Below are 15,351 nucleotides of genomic sequence, written 5' to 3'. Positions count from 1 at the left end.
ATTTGCAGATGCTAAAAAGGGGAGTTGAATATGGCAAAAAAAGCACCTGAATTAAAACGGTCGATGACGGCCGGTCAAATGGAAATGATTTCGCTTGGGGGAGCGATTGGAGTTGGACTCTTTATGGGTTCTGCTTCAACAATTAAATGGACAGGGCCCTCAGTTTTATTAGCCTATATGTTTGTGGGGCTGATTTTATATATCGTAATGCGAGCATTAGGCGAAATGCTTTACGTGGACCCAGGAACCGGTTCATTCGCGGATTATGCTGCAGAGCATGTTCATCCAATTGCGGGATATTTGGCTGAATGGGCCAATGTCTTTCAATATGTGGTTGTAGGTATTTCAGAAGTAGTTGCCACTACTGAATACTTGCGTTTCTGGTGGAAAGGAACCTCTGACTGGGTTGCTGGGTTGGTTATTATTGCCTTTTTGTTACTAGCTAATCTAGCTAGTGCTAAGGCATATGCCACCCTAGAATTTTGGTTTGCAATGATCAAGGTAGTAACCATTATTTTGATGATCATTTTAGGTTTCATGGTCATCTTATTCGGCTTTGGCAATGGCGGTCATCCGGTAGGATTTTCTAACTTATGGAGTCACGGTGGCTTCTTTACTGGCGGGATAAAAGGATTCCTGTTCTCGATGGCCATCATCGTTGGCTCTTATCAAGGGATCGAATTGATTGGTATTTCAGCTGGTGAGGTGGCTAATCCTCAAGAAGCAATTGTTAAGAGCGTTAAGTCAGTTTTATGGCGAATCTTAATCTTCTACGTTGGTGCGATCTTCGTAATTGTTACGATTTATCCATGGGATGAATTAGGCAATATTGGTTCCCCATTTGTAACAACTTTTGCTAAAGTGGGGATTACTGCTACAGCTTCAATCATTAACTTTGTAGTTTTAACAGCTGCTTTATCTGGGGCCAACTCAGGTATTTATTCTTCAAGTAGAATGCTGTATAAGATGGCACATGAAGACTATGCACCTAAGACATTTGGTTATGTCTCAAAGCGTATTGTGCCTAGTCATGCTATTATTGGTATTACTTCAGGGATTTTCATAGGCTTTATGATGAATGTATTGTTGCAATTCTTTAGTAAGTCATTAGAAAATGTCTTCGTAGTTGTATATAGTTCATCCGTTTTACCAGGAATGGTAGCGTGGTTTGTAATTTTGCTGGCAGAATTGCGTTTTAGACGTAAAAACAAGGAGCTCATGAAGAAGCATCCCTTTAAGCTGCCACTTTATCCATATTCGAATTACTTTGCCTTATTCATGCTAGTATTAATCGTTATTTTCATGTTTATTAATCCTGAAACTCGTATTTCAGTAGCGGTTGGTGCGGTAGTATTAATCGTGGCGGTATTGGCATACGTGATAAAGTATGGTAAGAAAAAATAGAATTTAAGCAGTGAAGCACATTGTTTCACTGCTTTTTTTATATTTTAAGATACATAGAGATACACAAAACTATCCAAGCAATTTTGTGGCTAATTACCGCAGACGATTGCTCGATGATTAGATCATTAAATCAACAAATTATGGTGAAGTCGCATTTACTTTGCTTTATTTTAAAGAATATGTTTTACAACAATATCGCTTTGAACAGGGATTAGAATAAAAAATTGAAAAATAATAAAATGCACTACTTGCATATGTAGTGGATTTTTTATATAATATTACATACTAAAAGTAAGTGAGGAGGAGTGCAAATGACAAAACCAATTATTGGTATTTCAGGTTCGGTAATTATTGATGATGGTGGGATTTTTCCCGGGTATCACCGCAGCTATGTAAATGAGGATTACGTAGATTCTGTAGTTCAAAACGGTGGTGTGCCTTACATCATTCCATTTACTGAAAATGATGAAGTGATTAAAGCACAGCTTGATAGTGTGCAGGGTTTGATTCTTTCAGGTGGTCATGATGTTGATCCACATCAATACGGAGAAGAACCTTTGCAAAAGATAGGTGCTACTTGGCCTGCGCGTGATCATTTTGATATGCGTTTGCTTAAATTAGCAGAAGAAAATGGAATTCCGGTGCTTGGTATTTGTCGTGGCGCTCAGATTATTAATGTTGCTCATGGCGGAACATTATATCAAGATTTGTCCTACCGTAAGGAATTGACTCTGAAGCATATGCAAGGCCATACACCAGATTTGCCAACTCATGGAATGAAGGTTAAGGCTGACAGCAAGCTAGCTCAAATTTTAGGGAAAACAGAGTTTAGAGTTAATTCTTTCCACCACCAATTAATTAAGGATGTTGCACCAGATTTGATTGCTTCCGCAACAGCTCCAGATGGTGTGGTTGAAGGTTTAGAAAATAAAGCAGGTAATGTTATTGCGGTGCAATGGCACCCTGAAATGCTGCATCGTAACCCAGATGTCGCATTCATGAATAATTTATTCAAATTTGTAATTGATAATGCAAAATAGGGAGAAAAATATTGAACGAGAAAACGGGAGATAAGCTAGGCTTTTGGTCAATCGTACTACTAGCTATTAATGCCATCATTGGCTCAGGTATCTTTTTGACACCTGGTAACGTAGTACAACAAGCAGGTTCAAAAGCTTTAGTTGTTTACTTTAGTGCAGCAATTTTTGCGGCAATTTTAGCCATTTCATTTGCGGCAGCATCTAAGTACGTGACAAAGTCAGGGGCTGCATATGCTTATTCAAAAGCAGCCTTTGGCGATAAGATTGGTTTTTATATGGGCGTGTTGCGTTACTTCTCAGCCAGTGTTGCTTGGGGCGTAATGGCCGTTGGGGTTATTAAGTCAACTATTTCCATTTTTGGTGGCGATCCTAATAAAGCGCTTAGCGTAACGGTTGGGTTCTTAGTTTTGATGGCGATCATTACGATCATCAATCTCTTTGGTCAACGCGTTTTAAAGTGGGTGATGAACCTTGCTACTATTGGTAAGCTGGCAGCTTTGATTTTAATTATTGTAGCAGGTGTTGTGTTGCTGATTACAACCGGTGCTTCAAATCACTTATCTGAAGTAGATCAAATTACGCAAAACGGTCAAAAGATCGTTCCTACTTTGACTACTACTACGTTCGTTATGGCAATCGTTTCAGCGTTTTATGCCTTTACTGGATTTGAATCAGTTGCATCTGGTTCTGAAGATATGAAGGATCCAGAAAAGAATTTGCCACGTGCGATTCCACTCGCAATATTGATTATTGCGGTAGTTTATATCGGCGTTGTGGCAGTTGCGATGGTGATGAATCCTAAGGCCTTGATGACTACTAAGCAGGTAGTAGCGGTAGCTGCAATCTTTAATAATGAGATTTTGCGGGATGTCATCTTGGTTGGTGCACTTGTCTCAATGTTTGGGATTAACGTTGCATCTAGTTTTAATGCGCCACGTATTTTGGAAGCCATGGCTCGTGAAGGTCAAATGTCTAAGGCGTTGACTAAGAGAACTAAGAATAACTTTCCAATTAGAACGTTCTTTATTTCAGTTGCTTTAGCCGTTTTAATTCCGATGGCGTTTGAATATAACATGGTCAACTTAATCACATTGAGTGCGATGGTTAGATTCTTAGGCTTTATCGTTGTGCCAATTGCCGTTATTCAGTTCTATCGCGGCAAGGCTAAGGAAGATGTTCTTAATGCTGATAAGAATGTTTTGACTGATGTTGTGGTACCGATTTTGTCAATTGTGATTGTGGTCTTCTTATTGATTGAATATAACTGGAAGGCACAATTTGGTGTTGCTAATAGCGCTGGTCAAATTGTTGGCGTTAACTGGTATGCTATTGCGATGATGATCTTCGGCTTTGTATTGTTGCCACTCATTATGGCTTGGATTTCTAAAAGAGAACGGAAATAGAATGATTAAGTAAGAATATCTTACATTTTTGATATGATGATATGAACCAAAAATTGAGGATATATTGTTTTTATTAACATATTTCGATATTCTATCGGAGTATGTTTTTTTAGTACTGTTTTATGATTATGGTAGTGAATACGTTCTTTAATTGTTTGATCTAATTCATTCATAGTCTTAAATGTATTTTCAAAAATATCTTTCTTTTAAGAATGTTAAAGAGTATTACATTAAATCAGTTAATCGTCATGTATAACATAGATTGAATAATGCCATGATTTTTAGGCTACGTTGAAAAATAGTGTGCTGATATATTGCTCATAAGGATTAATCTATTAAGTGTAAGATACTTCTGATAGGCTAAATTCAGCATATTTATTACTTGTAAGACTGGATACTAATTTGATGTATGTGGTTTAATGCATAAGCGATGGTCGGAATTTTTTTCTCATTAGGATAAAATTCAGTAGTATTCAAGTAGTACCAAAAAGCTAGTTGTAATGGACCTAGTCCATATAAAGAATGACAAGTCTGTGGAGATGTAATTGGAAGAAAGATGTGTTATTTGCAACTACATTATTAGGTTTGCATTAAAAGATAGGCTATTGACAAAAGATAGTTCTTCATATATCGCACATTTAGTAAAAAATATGATATATGTAACTTATATTAAATTATAATTAACTCTTTACAAACTTATATGATATAATTATTATGATTTTAATCTAAGACATATGGAAGGAGACAAAATCATGAAACTGTCAAATAGTTTGTGTAAATAGATCTTTCTCGTAAATTGATTTTTTAATTTTTTCTTAGTCAAAGTAGGATTCCAATGTATCCTGCACTTGGCCGAAGCCTTTATGGATTCGGTTGAAGTAGCGATCATTGTAGCTTATTGCCTGAATGCCAATGAAAGTATCAAGCGACTGCTCGCTTGGAAACTCTGCTTTGGGCTTTGCCTTGCGTTTAACGACATTGTTAAAGGATTCAATCATGTTGGTGGAATAGATTGAGGGTCTGATCTGTTTGGGATAGTTGTAAAAGACCAATAGATCAGGCTCAATGTCTTTTAGATTCCTAATGACATGATTGTATGCCTTGTTCCATTTGTCATAGAATGCATGAAGAGTTTGTACAGCGGCTGTCTTGTTAGGCTGCCTATGAATCTGCTTGAAATCGTTCATGATTGTCTCACGATCGTCAACACGCACTTTATTGCAAATATTGCGCATGACATGAACCAGGCAGCGCTGAAAATGTGCTTTGGGATAAGTCTTTGCCAGAGCTGTTTTCATGCCGACAACACCGTCAGACAAGAAAAGCTCGACTTGCTTCAAACCCCGCGATCTCATGTTTTGAAGCATTTCAGTCCAAACTTCGACGTTTTCGCTGGGTGCTATGCAGTAGTCGATTACTTCTTTATGGCCATTGGGCCTGATGCCGATGGCAATATAGACGGCTTCACGCTCAAACATTTCTCGGCACAGCGGAAGATACGTTGCGTCAAGATAAACGCAAAAGAACCTGTCGCTAAGCTTGCGTTTGTGATAGGCTTCAACCTTTGGAATCATTTGCTTGGAAATATTTGATACCTGAGCCGGACTGTAATGGCTGCCGTACATCTTTTCAATCAGATCGGCTATTTCTCTGGTAGTGACGCCTTTGGCATAAAGCTTGATAATCATGCTTTCCAGGACGTCCGAGTGCTGCTTGTAGTCAGGCAGAGTGTGCTGATGAAATTCGCCGTTTCTGTCTCTGGGAACCTGAATTTCGATCTGGCCAAACTGCGTATCAACCTTGCGATAATAGATGCCGTTTCTGGAATTGCCAGAGTTCCATCCGCTTTTTGCATAAGGATCATAGCCTAAAAAGGCAGTCAATTCAGCTTCAAGCAATTGATTAACTGCAGTTTGAATTTCCTTGCGCAAAAAATCATTAACTTTGTCTTGATTGAATAGTGCTTGAGCCATATTTTTGGTAAAATCATTCATGAAGGAGTTCTTCTTTCTGTATGTTGTTTTTTTGTTCAATCCAATCATACGAGAAAGGAACTCCTTTTTCTAATGTTTTCAGAAATTAATTTAAGGAATCATTCATCCTTACACAAACTATTTTACGGTCTCAAAATCATGGATGATTCTATCAATTTAAATAGTTACAAAGATTCTTTTAACGTTCCTAAGAGAGAATATTCTCAATTAGGTGGTGCTAGAAGTAACAAAACCCGTTTTTCTTACAGAACAGCGGATGATGGTGAAAACTTATTTGGAATTGAGATGGTGCACCATCATGGTGGTCATGGTGGTTCTCATGGTGGCGGCGGTGGTTTTCATGTAGTCGTTGCTTGCTGTGTCTCAGTATCTACTGGTGCAGCTGGGTTAAGAAAAAGAGAACGTAAATAGAGGAGGAAAATAGTTGTCAGCCTTGTAAGGCTGACAACTATTTTAATAAATACTATGGGTTTTATATTAAAAACCAAAGCTTTTGTAAGATTTTATGCTGAGTTAGCTGTTGATAATAAGATCAGCTTGCTTTTTACACTTTTATTTCCAGCAATTTATCAATTGCTCAATTCTGGAACGGGTACAATTACTAACAACAACGATTTTATACAAGTATGTTTGCCAATGATTGCATATATTATTGTAGCAACAGCCTTAAATGGTGTAACTATGTCTATTATTTCAACTAGAAATAGTGGGTATATAAAAGCATATTACTATGCTAGTGGTAGTAGGTGGGCTATCTATTTAGCAAATTTATTTGTTCAATTAGCTATAGTTTTATTAGAGAACATAATTTTTATAATATCATTAATGATATTATATAGGTTCTTTTCTCTTTCACTGTTAGCCACTTTTGTTTTGATGACTTTAATTTCATTCCCTTTTATTGCATTAGAATTCAATATTCTATTTTTGCTTAGAATAAGGGCATCAGATATGTCTATTTTAGCAACTGCATTATTATTAGGGCTTTTATTTTTATTTAATGTTCCTATCCCCAACTTTCTAAAAATTATAGCTGAAATTAATCCTTATATGTTCGTAAGTTCCGTTTTACATGAGTTATTACGACCTAATATTGTCGTTCTTTTTAATGTAATATTCGATTGTATAATATTTGGTTTAGTTGGATTTATTGGGTTTCAGTTTTTTGATCTACAAAATAGGGGGATTAAGAATTGACGATTGAATTAAAAAATATAACGACCGGTTATTCTAAAAATAATGTTTTTGAGAATTTTTCAGGAAAAATTTCTTGTAATAATTTAGTTGTTTTAATGGGAAAAAATGGTGTTGGAAAAAGCACATTATTAGATGTTATTAGTGGATTAAAAAAAATAGATTCAGGCTCTTTATATGGAATTCCCTCTACTAAAGAAATCATGTATATGTTCCAATCTACTCCCTTCTATTCGGATGTTACGGTTAAACAAATGATAGATATGTACAAAAGTTTTGGAAAAACTACTAGCTTCGAAAAATATAAAATTATAAAAATAAAAAATTTTTTCGATGAAAATATTAATCCATTGTTAAACCAATCTCTGGGGGATTTATCTGGAGGTGAAGCAAAACTAGTGTTTACATATGCATCTGCAATGGTGCCTAAATCACTATATTTATTTGACGAGCCACTTTCTGGAGTTGATCCAGAAAATCGAATTAAAATTATTAAGTTATTGGAAGAACTTGGACGAAAAGTACCAGTTATTATTACTTCACATGAAATTTTACCATTTAAAAATATTAATTGTACTTTAAAGTATTTATCGACCCACAGATTTATTTTTTCTGGTAGCTATGCCCAGTTGACTAAAAAATATGGTGCAACGCCTGAAGAAGCATTTCTTAATTTAACTCAAGAAATGAGAAAGGAAAATAAAGGATATGAATAAGAATATTACATACAGAGTTGCTCAGTTCGCTATATATGAATTGGATAATCAATCATGGGTGCTACAAACAACAGAGCGTATTAATATTATTAAAAATATTAAATTAGTACATTTTTTGAAAGAAATTATGTATAGAAGATATATCACTGCTGATGTATTGCTTCAATTAAAAGAAAAATATGAAGATATTTTTGATGATATCGTTAAATATCTTCAAGAGAATGAAATACTATTACCGTTAAAAAATCTAAATTTTAATCTACAATCTACACTGTTAGTTACTAATAGCAAAAAAATTTATAATTTTTTAACAATCATTATTTCGATCAAACTATATTATTACGAAACTTAAAAAATATTGATTTAAAAAATACTTTAGTAGTAGTTATTTTAAATCCTTATAATCCTGAAATAGTTCGAAAAATATATAAAAAAATCTCTAATAATAATTTCCTAATATTGGGTTATTTTTATAATTTTAATTTTTATTTGGATAATATTTATCACCCTGAATTGGAATTACCAGATCATTTTGATCATATAAAGTACATTCAAACAAAAATATATTCAGATCAAACAAGTTATACTTATCAAGATCTAGTTGACATTATTTTTGAAAAAGATCCTAATTTCGGACTCATTTATCCAATTTCTTGGGTTGATTTAATTATGATATCAAATTTAGTTTTGAAAAGAGTGCTAACTATTTTTGATTTAGATGAAGATACTAATTTATACATAACTAAAGAAATACTTAAGATGGAAGAGTTAAATATGAAGACGCATAAAAAAATGGAAGATTTTGCTGAATTTTGGGAGATGGGTTAATTGAAAGATAATAAGGATTCGTTTTCTTGGCAAGATAGTTTGGTTGATTGGCCTGATTACACGGGAAATAATTTTCCAATTACTACTTTTAGAGAAGTAAGCAAATTTGATTTGTTAAGCTCGTCTACAGCATTATGTGGAAATGAAAAAAGCTATCTAGATGATGAAATGCTTTCTTGGCTAAAACATGCGGAAAGAAACAGCAGAATACCTCAAAATTTTGAAGAAAAGATAAATTTAAAAAGTAATAATTTGGATAAAAAATGTTCTTATAGATCTTTTAAAAATAAAAAAATTGCTTATGATGATTTCTCTTCACTAATGTATAAAGCTTATGGTTACGATGAACAAAATAATACTAGAGGTTATGGATCAGGAGGAGGACTATATCCGATTAATGTGATAATCTTTGTACTTGAAGATAATGCCATTGAAGACTTAAAAAGAGGAGTATATTATTTTTATCCCTTAAAAAATTGTATTTATCGTCTGAATTCATTTAATGGTATTTCAAGCGATAAACTGAATATGGCCTTGTATCCAAATAGAAAAAGGCCATATTCTAATATTGCTATTGGTTATGCTGCTGATCTTAGAAAATGTATTAGAAAGTATCAATATCTTGGCTATAAAAATGCATTAATTGAAATAGGATTAATGATACAGGCATTAAAGACTGCTTTACCTCAAAATATGGGAGAATTTAGCTGTCAGGACTTTAATAATAGATTGTTAACTACTATAGCTGATTTAGATAAAAGAAATGCTCCTATAGAAATAATACAGTGGATAGGAAGAATAGATTAACATGTTAAATTTTTATATTTCCGCATCGCAAACATATAATCTGTTTAAAGAAGATTATATATATTCACGTGCTACTTTTAATTCAATATTGGTTGATAACATGCTCAGTCCTAATGGGGGGAATGCTATTTCAAGAAAGTCGAATTTCTCATTGGCTAAAGCTGTTTCAGAAGCTTGCGAACGACATGCTTTAGTTATTCCAACGACTAATCCCCCAAAAAAGTATGTTTCGTATGATGTAATAACGAACAAGATTAAATATGTTTCGGGTTATAAGATAGGTTATAATTATCAGGCTGATTCAACTGGCACTGCTACACATTTAAATATGTTTAGTGCTATTGAACACTCAATTGGAGAACTTATTGAAAAAAATGCCTTATTAAGAATGTGGTATAAGAATGATATTAAAAACATATCTACTATGGGTTGGCAACCCAATAATAGGAAAACTATTTTTTTATTGAATAGTTTCTTTTTTCCATATTATGTTGTTTTGGCTGCGTATAAAGACGAAAATCAATATTGGCATTGTGGGTTAGGAAGCTCTTTAAAAAGTGTGGATATCGCTAAGCAAAAAGCATTTGAAGAAATGAATTTGATGTGGTTTCAGAATAATATAGATAGAGTTAATGTTAGTTCATCAAAAAAGTATGATAAAACTTTGTATTGGAAGTGGAATTCAGAACAAATTCAGCATATGGATATGCTATCTTCAATAAGTCACGTTAGGGGGAATAAGTGTCTTTCCGGTCATGATCCGAGAGATATTCATGAATTGGGGTTACTGCTTTCTTGTACGTTTAAACACATGTACGTAGTATTAATTACAGATGGCTTATTTAACAAGCCTTTATTGACTGCTAGGTGTTTTAGTGATGAATTAATATCATGCGTTGTCCCCAAATTTCAATTATTAAAATTAATTTCTAATAATTCAATTAATTTTATAAGTTTAAAAGATGTAAAAAATAAGGTAGATTGTCCAATAGTTTAAAATTATGACAGAATTAATAAAAAAACTTAGAATTTCAAATTCTATTTTCGAAAAAGATACAAGTACAATAAAAATTGATGGTTTTTTTAACGCTTTACTTGGTGTGGCTAATAAACTTACTTTACCTGATTGTTTAAAGTCTGGAATAGGTGAATTTACAGAAAGGTATATTGAATTACATCCATCTAATAAGTTAAAAAAGTTGCTGCTTTAAACATTGTTGATAATAAAATCAATTTTATTGATCCTTAGAAAGTATATTTATTAAGAGATACAGAGAATTGTAATATTAATTCTTTTATTGACTCAAGTGGAACAGCTTACTTTACTAACGTGGAAGATGCGATTAAGAAAGCTTTCTTTGAATTTATAGAACGGCAAAGCTTAGTTTATTCGTTTTTACGGGAATGGCCAGGTAAAAAAATTAATAAGGGAGTTATCCACAATCAATTAAAGCCGTATTCTAAATTTAAATTTTCTTGTTTAATGATAAATGATATCTCAATAATAAAGGATATATATGTTATTCTTTTTGTGGGTATAAATAGAAATTCATATAATGTAGGTTTGGGAACAGATTTTAATTTGCTAACAGCTATAAATAATGCTTTAGCAGAAGGGATGGGGAATAGTCCTTTTTATGTTTCAGATAATGAAATAGAGAAGAGAAACAAATTATTAAATACTTTAGATTATCACTTAAAGTATATTGATTTACAAAGCATAGAGTCTTATTCGATGATATTTTCAAATTGGTTAACTCCTAAATATATATTGAAAAAGTTTAATTATTTAAATAAAGCTAGTGTGCTGGAAAATAAAAAGGAAGACTCGTATGTTTCTTTAAGTATAATAGAAAAAATAAAAAGGCCGATTGTAAAATTAAGTTGAACACTTTGTAAAAAATAAAAGTCCATCTGGACCTGTTTGATAGAATGTTAATAACCACAAAAAACATCTATTGGAGGTCACAAATGGACTCTTTACATTCTACCATGAATCAGCACATTAAAGGCAAGCACTTGTCATTTGAAGAACGGGTTATTATCCAAACTCGCTTAAAAGATGGCTGCTCTATTAGAGCAATTGCTCGCGAACTGGGCTGCTCTCCTTCTACGATCAGCTATGAAGTCAGACGGGGCACTGTTTCTCTCTATCACGGCAAGCAGAAGCGCTACAAGGCTGATCAGGGCCAAAGCGTTTATCAAATAAATCGGCGCCACTGTGGCCGCAAATCAGCTTTCTTGAAGAAGGCTGGCTTTATCAATTATGTCATTAAGCATTTCTTTGAAGACGGCTGGTCGCTTGACGTTTGTGCCAACCGTAGTTTAGCTACCGGGGAATTCTCGCATTATCAAACAGTCTGCACCAGAACTCTGTACAACTACGTTGATCAAGGACTGATGACCATCAAAAACTATAACTTGCCCGAAAAGCTCAAGCGCAATACCAAGCTTCATCATGTTCGCCAAAACAAGAAGAAGCTGGGACGAAGCATCGAAGAGCGGCCTAAAGAGATTGAGCAGCGCAGCGAATTTGGTCATTGGGAATGCGATCTTGTCTTGGGTCATAAGACCAAGGACGATCAGGTTCTGTTAACTCTTTCCGAGCGCATGAGCCGCGAATTCCTGATTATTCGTATACCTGACAAGACCTCTGCCAGCGTCATGCAGGCTTTTCAAATGCTTCAAAAACAGTACAGCGAACATTGGAACGATATCTTTAAGACAATTGCTACTGATAATGGTTCAGAGTTTGCGGATCTAGCTAATCTGGAACAAGTCTCTAAAACGCTTATTTATTATGCTCATCCTTATACTTCTTGTGATAAAGGAACTGTTGAAAGACATAATGGCCTGATCCGCAGATTCATTCCTAAAGGAGACTGCATCAATAACTATTCTCTCCAACAAATCATTGATATTGAAACCTGGTGCAACTCTTTGCCCAGAAAGATCCTGGCATATCACACGCCAGATGAAATCTTTGAGAGAGAATTAGATCAAATCTATCAAGCAGCTTAAGCGTTCAATTTATTATTGCAATTTGCGAGCATTTATCATTCGAGGAAAGAGTTATTATTCAATTGCGTTTGAAAGATGGCTATTCTTTGCGTGCCATCGCCCGTGAATTAAACTGTTCTCCTTCTACTATCAGCTATGAGGTTAAGCGCGGTACTGTAGAACTGTATCATGGCAAAGTCAAAAGATATAAGGCTACTCAAGGGCATGATGCATATCAAGCTCATCGTAAAAATTGTGGGCGCAAATCAGACTTTCTCAGGAAAACTCAATTCATGCGCTATGTCCACAAGCATTTCTTTAAAGACGGCTGGTCGCTTGATGTGTGCAGTAATCGTGCCACTGCTGTTGGCGCATTTAGCAGCAGAGATGTTGTCTGTACTAAGACTCTTTACAATTATGTCGACCAAGGTCTATTAGATATACATAATTACGACTTGCCAGAGAAGCTTAAACGCAATACCAAGCTTTATCGTATTCGCAAAAATAAGAAAAAACTTGGCAGAAGCATTGAAGAACGTCCTAAAGAGATCAATAAACGTAATGAATTCGGTCATTGGGAATGCGATTTAGTTCTCGGACATAAGAGCAAAGATGATGAGGTGCTGCTAACCTTATCTGAGCATATGAGTCGTGAGTTTTTAATTCTTCGTATTCCTGACAAGACTTCTGTCAGTGTCATGCAGGCCTTTAAAGAACTCCAAAGGCAATACAGCGAACATTGGAATGATATTTTTAAAACCATTACCACTGATAATGGCTCAGAGTTTGCAGATCTTTCCAACCTAGAAAAAGCATCCAATACACTGGTTTACTATGCCCATCCTTACACTTCTTGTGATAAGGGAACAGTTGAAAGACACAATGGTCTTATTCGCAGATTCATTCCTAAAGGAGAAGCAATAGCTAACTATTCTTTACAAGACATCATTAATATTGAAACCTGGTGCAATTCTTTGCCAAGAAAGATACTGGCCTATCATACACCAGATGAAATCTTTGAAAGAGAATTAGATCTAATCTATCAAGCAGCTTAACTAAAAGTGTTCAATTTATTATTGCAATTTGCGGAAAAAATAAAAAGAATTTCTATGGAAAATTCAATAAAACCCTATCTTACATTTTTAAATGGTAAATCTGAAAATATAAGAGGTACAGTTATGCATTTTTCTGCTAAAGAAGCATATCCTCATATTTTTACTCCATTTATAAATCCAAATAATTATAAAATTTCTTATCTTTTGCATTCAAATAATAATTTTCCAAATAAATATAAATATTTACCGTTTCCTTAAGGTGATTATACTAAATGAAATCTAGTGTTAGATGGTAATTTAATTGAATGATTGTCTAGCACTTTTATTTTTGTTTTAAAATGAATGCACATAATCATCGGATGTTTTGATTGACCTAATACTTTGGAATAAACAGGAGTAGAGATATTTTTATTGTTTTCGATTATACTCCCCAGCCTTTCCGCTTGATGCTGTCACTTTGACATAGATAGATTTCAATAAAATTAATGACCGAAGTATTTTGGTTCTTGATGAATTTTCATCAGGAATTGATAAAACTACTTTGAGGAAGATTGAAAATAAACTGTTGGATTTACAGACAACGATTTTATATATTACCCATGTGTTAGATGATAATCTCAGTAGTAGGTTTGATGAAGTAATAAAGTTAAAATAATGCTATAAGCAAAATAAAAAATCAATTTGCATCAAAAAGCAAATTGATTTTTTTAGTTCATTTTTCTTAAAGTAATTCAATATTGTCTGCTTCGCATTTTTCAACCATATCTTCTGGCCAAATAGAAGCTTGTACTTCACCAATGTGAGCCTTACCTAACAGCAACATACATAGACGAGATTGACCGATCCCACCGCCGATTGAATAAGGTAATTCACCCTTCAAAATCATCTGGTGGAATGGCAATTTAGTGCGTTCTTCGCAGTGAGCCTTCTTAAGTTGTTCCTTTAAGCTCTCTTCACTGACTCGGATACCCATTGAAGAAATTTCAATCTTGCTTTGAAGAGGTTCATACCAGAAAACTAAATCACCGTTTAATTGCCAGTCATCGTAGTCAGGTGCACGACCGTCGTGAGGTTTACCGCTACGCTTTAACTTATCACCGATCTTCATGATGAAGACAACTTTTTCTTCTTTAGCAATTTGATTTTCGCGTTCGTCTGGTGAAAGATCAGGCCAGCGGTCTTCAAGCTCTTGTGTAGTAATAAATGAAACGTGGTCACCAAGACGGTAGGTAGAACCAGGGTGGCGTGCAGATACTAATTTTTCAGTTTCTTTAATTGCTCTAAAAATCTTGTTAACGGTGATTTCCAAAGTATCGGTATTGCGTTCTTCCTTGCGAATGATTTTTTCCCAATCCCATTGGTCAACGTAAATGGAGTGGAAGTTGTCTAAATCTTCGTCGCGGCGAATGGCGTTCATGTTAGTATAAAGACCTTCGTGCATGCCAAAGCCGTACTTCTTAAGGGCGAGTCGCTTCCACTTAGCAAGGGAGTGGACAATTTCAATCGTATCTTCTTTAGGCATAGCCTTCACGTCGAAAGCAACAGGACGTTCGACACCGTTTAAGTTGTCGTTCAAACCAGTTTTTTGTTCAACGAACATTGGAGCAGACATTCTTTGGATGCCAAGAATAGATGCTAATTTGTCTTGGAAGGTTTCACGGATGAAAACAATCGCTGCTTCAGTATCACGGACAGTTAATGTAGGGCGGTAGTCTTTAGGTAAAATAAGTGTCATAATAATAAATCCTCTTTCTCGAAAATATTTGAGAGTAAAGAAAAAACCCTTCGCTCCCTATAATCCAGGGACGAAAGGCTTTTTTCCGCGGTACCACCCACATTGTCTAATTACATAGACCTCTTTATGGAGCACAATCATGCCCCACCGGTGTGGTAACGTGCCGGAGACGTCT

The 15,351-nt window shown here is 34.7% G+C and carries 18 protein-coding genes and 1 other annotated feature (1 of these 19 running past the window's edge); of the genes, 15 read left to right on the top strand and 3 right to left on the bottom strand.

Going from position 1 to position 15,351, the window contains the following annotated elements; genetic code table 11:
- The first annotated feature begins 30 nt into the window (after positions 1–30).
- The 3 genes from AADV52_RS08080 to AADV52_RS08070 all read left to right on the top strand — a co-directional run bounded on the left by AADV52_RS08080 (position 31) and on the right by AADV52_RS08070 (position 3,847).
- Positions 31–1,404 (top strand): amino acid permease, encoded by a 1,374-nt coding sequence (locus AADV52_RS08080; protein WP_014919604.1) that lies wholly within the window; start codon positions 31–33, stop codon positions 1,402–1,404.
- A gap of 311 nt (positions 1,405–1,715) precedes the next feature.
- Positions 1,716–2,444, top strand: a complete 729-nt coding sequence (locus tag AADV52_RS08075; RefSeq protein WP_014919603.1) for a gamma-glutamyl-gamma-aminobutyrate hydrolase family protein — start codon at positions 1,716–1,718, stop codon at positions 2,442–2,444.
- Between the two features lie 11 nt (positions 2,445–2,455).
- Complete coding sequence (locus tag AADV52_RS08070) at positions 2,456–3,847, top strand: APC family permease (RefSeq protein WP_014919602.1); 1,392 nt, start codon at positions 2,456–2,458, stop codon at positions 3,845–3,847.
- A gap of 20 nt (positions 3,848–3,867) precedes the next feature.
- Here AADV52_RS08070 and AADV52_RS08065 read toward each other — a convergent pair whose 3' ends face one another.
- Positions 3,868–4,044 (bottom strand): IS3 family transposase, encoded by a 177-nt coding sequence (locus AADV52_RS08065; protein WP_107805698.1) that lies wholly within the window; start codon positions 4,042–4,044, stop codon positions 3,868–3,870.
- A 618-nt stretch (positions 4,045–4,662) separates the two neighbouring features.
- Complete coding sequence (locus AADV52_RS08060) at positions 4,663–5,841, bottom strand: IS256 family transposase (RefSeq protein WP_014919601.1); 1,179 nt, start codon at positions 5,839–5,841, stop codon at positions 4,663–4,665.
- 138 nt (positions 5,842–5,979) lie between these two features.
- Between AADV52_RS08060 and AADV52_RS08055 the strand changes: the two genes are divergently transcribed.
- From AADV52_RS08055 to AADV52_RS08000, 12 genes are all read left to right on the top strand, one after another.
- A complete protein-coding gene (locus AADV52_RS08055; protein ID WP_020828930.1) occupies positions 5,980–6,252 on the top strand; it encodes a hypothetical protein in 273 nt (90 codons plus the stop codon).
- Between the two features lie 54 nt (positions 6,253–6,306).
- Positions 6,307–7,038 (top strand): hypothetical protein, encoded by a 732-nt coding sequence (locus AADV52_RS08050; RefSeq protein ID WP_003625061.1) that lies wholly within the window; start codon positions 6,307–6,309, stop codon positions 7,036–7,038.
- A complete protein-coding gene (locus AADV52_RS08045) occupies positions 7,035–7,751 on the top strand; it encodes an ATP-binding cassette domain-containing protein (RefSeq protein ID WP_014919599.1) in 717 nt (238 codons plus the stop codon). The genes AADV52_RS08050 and AADV52_RS08045 overlap by 4 nt, the downstream gene beginning before the upstream one ends.
- Positions 7,744–8,103: a hypothetical protein gene (locus tag AADV52_RS08040; protein ID WP_014919598.1), complete on the top strand. Its 360-nt coding sequence runs from the start codon at positions 7,744–7,746 to the stop codon at positions 8,101–8,103. The genes AADV52_RS08045 and AADV52_RS08040 overlap by 8 nt, the downstream gene beginning before the upstream one ends.
- On the top strand, positions 8,085–8,579 hold the full coding sequence (locus AADV52_RS08035; protein ID WP_107775401.1) for an McbB family protein: 495 nt from the start codon (positions 8,085–8,087) through the stop codon (positions 8,577–8,579). Before AADV52_RS08040 ends, AADV52_RS08035 begins: the two co-directional genes overlap by 19 nt.
- The gene (locus AADV52_RS08030; protein WP_014919596.1) at positions 8,580–9,386 is read left to right on the top strand and encodes a hypothetical protein; all 807 of its coding nucleotides are present in this window, start codon (positions 8,580–8,582) and stop codon (positions 9,384–9,386) included.
- A gap of 1 nt (position 9,387) precedes the next feature.
- Positions 9,388–10,383: a hypothetical protein gene (locus tag AADV52_RS08025; protein ID WP_014919595.1), complete on the top strand. Its 996-nt coding sequence runs from the start codon at positions 9,388–9,390 to the stop codon at positions 10,381–10,383.
- A gap of 4 nt (positions 10,384–10,387) precedes the next feature.
- Positions 10,388–10,597: a hypothetical protein gene (locus AADV52_RS08020; RefSeq protein WP_014919594.1), complete on the top strand. Its 210-nt coding sequence runs from the start codon at positions 10,388–10,390 to the stop codon at positions 10,595–10,597.
- Between the two features lie 74 nt (positions 10,598–10,671).
- Positions 10,672–11,274, top strand: a complete 603-nt coding sequence (locus AADV52_RS08015; protein ID WP_107775400.1) for a YcaO-like family protein — start codon at positions 10,672–10,674, stop codon at positions 11,272–11,274.
- A gap of 83 nt (positions 11,275–11,357) precedes the next feature.
- Positions 11,358–12,407 carry an IS30 family transposase gene (locus AADV52_RS08010; RefSeq protein ID WP_126096210.1) on the top strand — a complete coding sequence of 350 codons (1,050 nt, stop codon included), beginning with the start codon at positions 11,358–11,360 and terminating at the stop codon, positions 12,405–12,407.
- Positions 12,408–12,418: 11 nt separating this feature from the next.
- Positions 12,419–13,441, top strand: coding sequence for an IS30 family transposase (locus tag AADV52_RS08005; protein ID WP_126096209.1), 1,023 nt, complete (start codon positions 12,419–12,421; stop codon positions 13,439–13,441).
- A gap of 54 nt (positions 13,442–13,495) precedes the next feature.
- Positions 13,496–13,699, top strand: coding sequence for a hypothetical protein (locus AADV52_RS08000; RefSeq protein ID WP_107805705.1), 204 nt, complete (start codon positions 13,496–13,498; stop codon positions 13,697–13,699).
- 463 nt (positions 13,700–14,162) lie between these two features.
- On the opposite strand, the gene asnA is transcribed toward AADV52_RS08000, so the two are convergent.
- The gene (gene asnA / locus AADV52_RS07995; protein WP_014919590.1) at positions 14,163–15,176 is read right to left on the bottom strand and encodes an aspartate--ammonia ligase; all 1,014 of its coding nucleotides are present in this window, start codon (positions 15,174–15,176) and stop codon (positions 14,163–14,165) included.
- A 63-nt stretch (positions 15,177–15,239) separates the two neighbouring features.
- Positions 15,240–15,351 (bottom strand) — a binding site (T-box leader) (it continues 136 nt past the right edge of the window).

It is taken from the genome of Lactobacillus helveticus, assembly GCF_046109915.1.
GTDB classification, from domain to species: Bacteria; Bacillota; Bacilli; order Lactobacillales; family Lactobacillaceae; genus Lactobacillus; species Lactobacillus helveticus.
The sequence above is the reverse complement of the archived record's forward strand: the minus strand, read 5'-3'. Positions and strand labels throughout refer to the sequence as shown.